The following is a 5,326-nucleotide window of genomic DNA, read 5'->3' on the forward strand; positions in this document are numbered from 1 at the left end:
GGAACTTCTTGAACCCTCCGCACCTCGGAGAGCCCTCCCCCACGGCGAACCTCGAGGAGCGGGGCCTAGGGGCACCCCCCTGGGGTGCATCGCCGCAGGTCAGAGCATTGGTTACCGACGCGAACCAATTGCGTTTCCGCTGGTCAGAAGCGTGCGGCCTGTCTGCTGTTGCAGCTCCGGCAGTGCACTTTCAGCGGTCCATGCGGGTCGCCGCCGAGCGCGATCGGTGGATCGTGTGCCGCAGTGAGGTCGCGCGAGCTGTGCCCTGGCCGGCGAACACCGGGGCACCAATAGCCATGTCGCGCAACCCAGTCCGTAACGGCCTGAGCGCGCCGCCGTTGCTCGGCCCAGTCGCGTGTGACCTTGGTCGGCACCGTTGCTCGTTGGTAGCGTTCTCGCTCCCTCGCATGCACCGTGCACAGTGGGCCGGTCTGTATCGACGGACACCCAGGCACCGAGCACACACGCTTGGATGCGCGTGCCATCAGTCTTGCTGTATCTGGGCCTGAGTGCGGAGAGCTCCGAACATCTGGAGACCGAGCAGTGTGTCGAGTGGCACGTTGCCATCGCGAGGCATCGTCGCGTTCGATGTAAGCGGACTGCCATCGTCTTCGTCGAAGGTCCGCCGCCTGGCATTGACCACGTACTCCATCAAGATGCCGGGCTCTGTGTCCGGGTAGTACGCGCGCCACACGCGCTCGATCGCTGCAGTCAGTGCCTCGTCAGCTTCGCGCTGCTCCTCACTGCGGGTCATACGAGCTCCTTGTTCGGGAACGACAAAGCGACCGGGACGTGGAGTCACCGATCGCTTACGCGAAGAGTACACCACCGCATGGGCACACGCTGGTCACAGCGCTTCTACTGTTTTCGTGTCCGAGCCGCGTTGTAATGTGCCGACGCTTCCGCATCGACGAGGTCTGCGAGATGGAATCCGCGAAGTCCCTGGCGTTCAATCGTGCGCACGGTGCCGGCTTTCACCCAACGCAGGATCGTGCGCCGCGAGCGCGACGTCCGCCGCTGAGCCTCGGCCAGCGTCACGTACTGATCCGAGTCCACATCGAGAGGATCGGCGTCGTTCATTGCTCAGCACTTCCACTGCGTCCAATCCGTTCAGCGGTGCAATCGCCGCATGTCACATGGGATCTACTGAAGCTGCCACTGAGACCCCATCCCATTTCCAGGCCGCACTGTGTGAGATCACTGATCGTCAGTGCATGGACTCGATCGTCCTGTTCCTGTGGTCCAGCGACGATGCTGTCGCCGGCGTCCGTCAGCTTCGACACCACATGCGCAGCGTGCAGTTCGACGCTGGTGAACTCTTCACCGCACCAGCACCACGCGTACGAATGCCCTTCAGTCTTCGACCACCATCGGACGTGGTGCTCTGCGATGACCTCCGTGGGGTTCGGTGTGCTCATGAGTCGGTCCTGTCTCCACCGATCGGCCACGTGACGCCTGATGCGGCACGGTGCGATTTCGGTTCGTGGTGGTAGTGCTCGATGCAGGGGTCGGTTTCGCCATAGTTTCCGCAAGAGACGGCGTGGCAAAAGACACAACGAAGGTACGTCCGGTCAAGAGCGGGGTTGGTCGGGTGTGGAACGAGATGCGGTCGATAGTCGTGTCCGAAACCGTCAGATGCGCACAGCTCAGCATTCAGATCATCGCCGGTGATGAGTTCGGGCAGGATCATGAGTCGGCTCCGTCGACGAACCACAGGGCAGCGCGGAGGGCATTCCACGGTCTGGTGCCTAAGCTTTCGTAGTCGTTGATGCACTTCCGCACCCTGGCGACGGCGTTGTCCCGTTCCCGCACCGCAGCCAACAAGGTCGGGATGTCATCGCGGGCATGGGCAATGAACTCGGCATCGGGCTGACGACTCTCCTCGTTGGTTCCGTCGTTGCTGCTGATCTGCGCGATGGATCCAGTGCTGTTGTCCCAGACGTACCAGTGATCACCGTTTGCGACACCCGAGGTGAACGTCTGCCACGGTCCTGCGCTGGCTGCGTTGGCTCGTGCTTCGATCGCCGCGAGCTCCTCGCCGTTCACGATTCAGCCTCTGCGCGGGCATTCTCGCGTTCACGGCCGCGGCGACGGTTATGGCGTTCGTTCGCGACGCATGTGCCGTCATAGAACCCGAGCGCATACACCTTCGCTGCGACGTTGTGGAGTCCGTAGATCCCGTCTTCGTCCAGTGCAGTTTTGTTGTCGGCTCTCTCGGCGGCCCGGTGCTCGTCGTCGATGTACTGCTCTATCAACTGCACCACTGCGTTCGGTTCGATTGGCGTGCTCATGCTTGGCTTCTCGTATTTCGGACGTGCTCGATTGCCTTGTCAGGATCGGCAGTTCGCCAGTCTGGCCACGTTCGTCCCTCGTTCTTTGACTGCTTCGCCTTGATCGCGGCGATGATCTGCTCAGGCTCGAAGCCCTGCCGCAGTGCACCGTCGAACGTCAGGATTGCAAGGTCGGCCCACTCAGTGATGTCGCCCGGCGTGGCACGAACCTCAGCGATCTCCTTCGTGATGTGGTCCAGTACGCCCTCGATGCGTGAGCCTGGGCCGAATGTCGTTCGGCTCCACTCACGCTGATGCGTGAGATGCGCCGCGTCGATGGCGATTTCGGGCAGGGCAGCCACCACAGACGCCAGGCTCTCGGCCAACTCGTGGATCACCTGCCTACCTGACGGCACATCCATTGATCCGCCGCGCATGCACACGTCCTCGAACCGCTCGCCCTTCCAGTCCCAACCCAGTTCCTCGGTGAGCTTCGTCGCGAGTGCGGACGCGAGTGCCTTCTGATCGGTCATGTCCAGCCGTTCCCTTCGTAGATGCTCGCTCCGGACGTGGTGCCCATCGCTCGACTTCGGATGTCTTTGTCTCGGATGTCCGCGCCGGACTCGGCGACGAGACTGGCCCAGTTCCAATACACTTCGTCGACCCGGCCGCCGCAGCGGAGGTCCGAGCAGGCGACGAGCATCGGGTGCGCGTACAGCTCTCGGCGGATGATGTGCAGGACCGGTTGGCCGGCGTCGTCGAGGAGCGGGTGCCCGTACTCGTCGAGTCGAGGGAACGTGGACGGTTCCATCCGCGGTCCGATGCCGCCGGGCGGGTAGTGCTCGGGCGGCTCCCTCAGCACGGGTATCTCTTCGTACATCGGTGCGTGCGCGGGTGGGTGGACGACGATGGATTCGCGGTTGCAATCCATGCAGCGGAATCCCCTGGCGCGGCGCGATGTATCTCCGAGTGGCCACCGGTTGGTGTGTGAGCGTCGGTTCGCTCCGAGCTCGGCCATCATCTCCCCCGCCCATTCCTGCTCGGCGATCCAGTCGAGTCGATCGAGCAGGTACTTCGTGACCGAGTTGACGGTGCGGTTCACCATAATTGGTTCGATGGCCCGGAATCCGACGACGCGGCGCTCCTGCTGCAGCGGCGCGACGGGCCGGTACGTCGACCGCCACGTCATGCGTGCGCCGGTCAAGTCCGGGCCGATCTCGCCGCGCGCGGCCGAGATTTGGTCGGCCCACTCGCACAGGAAGATCAGCTCCTCGTCTGCGGCGTCGACTGCGGCCGCCGAGATCGGCAGGGGCGGTTCCTTCTTCGACGGTTTCGTGTATCCGGCACTGCGATCCGGAGCGGTGTTCGACGGCTCGATCTGCTCGCGCATCCACTCCACCGTTCGCGGGGTCGATGCGATGAGATCCTGCAGCCGGGTGAGGTGCCCGCGGCAGAGGGTCGAGCCGTCGTGGGATGCGGTGACCGCGCGGCCGCCGTCGACTGCTCGTTCCCACACCGCGGTCATCCCGTCACCGATGCCGGTCTTGCCGTCGGCCGCGGTGAACGGCTCGCCCTTGTCGGGGGTGCGCTTGTGCGGAAGCGAGCAGATGCAGGTAGTTGCGGCGACGTCGATGCTCATGCGCGGCCCTCATCCCAGCCGAGGATCTTGATCAGGTCCTGCACGCGTTGGAACGCGTCGCTGTCGCCACCGGTTCGATCCGGATGGGTGTTCGCTTTCGCCAATCGTTTGATCCGGTCGGACGAGGCGATACCGGACGGGTCGACGCCGTCGGTGTCCGGGAATGCGATCAGTTCGAGGGCGCGCAATGCCTGCGCGGTCGATTCGGTCGGAGTTGAGCTGGCCGATCCGATCGCGCGGAACCCGGTGTACTGCTGAGCGTTCGGGGTCGTGCCGAATCGGTCGAGCTTGCGCAGTGCCTCCAAAGACAGTGCGATGGCCCGCAGGTTGTCCTGCCAGTGAGTGAATCGATCGCACGGGAACGACAGCGGGCCCTTGCTCGACTCGATTGAGAGGATCACACCCGGATGTGTCGGGATCGCGTTGGCCCTCGGTAGTCCGTCGAGTCGGAAGTCCTGTTCGCGCATGGCGATCTGCAGCACGGCTGTCGATGGTCGGTTGCCTGAGCCGATTGCCCGGAGCTCGCGGTCGAGGAGTTGCAGGGTCGATCGCCACGGAGCCGAGAACGGTGACGGCCCGGGTTGTTTGGTTCGTGGTGCCGGCCAACGCTCGATCGGCCGCAGGGTCAGGCCGGATGGGTAATCGCTCACGGTCACTCCTCGCTCGTCTTGCAGGTGGAACACGGTTCGTGCTGACCGTGGCTATCGCAGATGGTTTCCGTGACCGTCGATGCCGGTCCGCGCCAGCCGAACCACGGCGAGCCGAATCTTGCGGGGACTTCGACGTCGGGTGCAGCGCCCGCGTCCATCGATGGATCGAGGATCTGGGCAGTGGTGACTGGTCTCGGTGGGAATGGATTCACAGGTCGGTCAGGAGATGGATCTGGACTGGCCTGTTTCGTAGAGCTACGGGAACGACCACGAGATCTGCGGCGGCCACGTTTACGAGCGGTGTCTCCGGATGGATGGTGGGCGGGTGACCCAGACGAGTGACCCTCCCCCAGACCCCTACCCAAAACCTCACCCTGCCCTGACCCTGCCTGGCGCACGTGCGCCCGCACATGCCCGAGGACAGTGTCTGAAAKTTGATTCGCGGGTTGATCCGGTTTGATCGGGGTTTGTTCCGGATCGGGGGCTGTCTCAGCCGATTTGATCGCGGTTTGATCCGAATTCTCGGGTACGTCGCTCACGCGGCCTGTGGTGGCCGGCGCATCGCCGCTGTCGTGCGCTGTCCCATCGACGGGTTGCCCCGGTGAGCCTGGCTCGGCAGCGGAAGGTACGTCGGCCACCTGCGGCCGTGTGGAGCGGTCCTGAGCGGCACTGCGCGTCCCTGCGTCGTCGCGTCCGGCGAGTACCGCTTCGTCTGCGTCGCGTCCGGCGAGTACGCCTTCGCGGGAGCTACCCGTCGAAGACAACCC

General features: G+C 64.2%; 8 protein-coding genes. All 8 read right to left on the reverse strand.

From position 1 onward, the window contains the following. Window positions 1-484 precede the first annotated feature (484 nt). Entirely contained in the window at window positions 485-754 is a 270-nt protein-coding gene (locus ASG84_RS18645) for a hypothetical protein (protein WP_057478526.1), read from the reverse strand. Window positions 755-858: 104 nt separating this feature from the next. Beyond that, window positions 859-1,080, reverse strand: coding sequence for a hypothetical protein (locus ASG84_RS18650; RefSeq protein WP_057478527.1), 222 nt, complete (start codon window positions 1,078-1,080; stop codon window positions 859-861). Window positions 1,081-1,686: 606 nt separating this feature from the next. Then, window positions 1,687-2,046, reverse strand: a complete 360-nt coding sequence (locus ASG84_RS18665) for a hypothetical protein (protein WP_057478530.1) — start codon at window positions 2,044-2,046, stop codon at window positions 1,687-1,689. Then, window positions 2,043-2,291: a hypothetical protein gene (locus ASG84_RS18670; protein ID WP_057478531.1), complete on the reverse strand. Its 249-nt coding sequence runs from the start codon at window positions 2,289-2,291 to the stop codon at window positions 2,043-2,045. Before ASG84_RS18670 ends, ASG84_RS18665 begins: the two co-directional genes overlap by 4 nt. Continuing rightward, window positions 2,288-2,803 carry a dATP/dGTP pyrophosphohydrolase domain-containing protein gene (locus ASG84_RS18675; RefSeq protein ID WP_200936626.1) on the reverse strand — a complete coding sequence of 172 codons (516 nt, stop codon included), beginning with the start codon at window positions 2,801-2,803 and terminating at the stop codon, window positions 2,288-2,290. Before ASG84_RS18675 ends, ASG84_RS18670 begins: the two co-directional genes overlap by 4 nt. Then, window positions 2,800-3,909, reverse strand: coding sequence for a hypothetical protein (locus ASG84_RS18680; protein WP_057478532.1), 1,110 nt, complete (start codon window positions 3,907-3,909; stop codon window positions 2,800-2,802). The genes ASG84_RS18675 and ASG84_RS18680 overlap by 4 nt, the downstream gene beginning before the upstream one ends. Further along, window positions 3,906-4,559: a hypothetical protein gene (locus ASG84_RS18685; RefSeq protein WP_057478534.1), complete on the reverse strand. Its 654-nt coding sequence runs from the start codon at window positions 4,557-4,559 to the stop codon at window positions 3,906-3,908. The genes ASG84_RS18680 and ASG84_RS18685 overlap by 4 nt, the downstream gene beginning before the upstream one ends. Window positions 4,560-5,094: 535 nt before the next feature. After that, a partial coding sequence (locus ASG84_RS28300; RefSeq protein ID WP_235581735.1) for a hypothetical protein occupies window positions 5,095-5,326 on the reverse strand: 232 nt, incomplete at its 5' end.

It is taken from the genome of Rhodococcus sp. Leaf278 (assembly GCF_001426085.1).
In the GTDB taxonomy this organism is placed as follows: domain Bacteria; phylum Actinomycetota; class Actinomycetes; order Mycobacteriales; family Mycobacteriaceae; genus Rhodococcoides.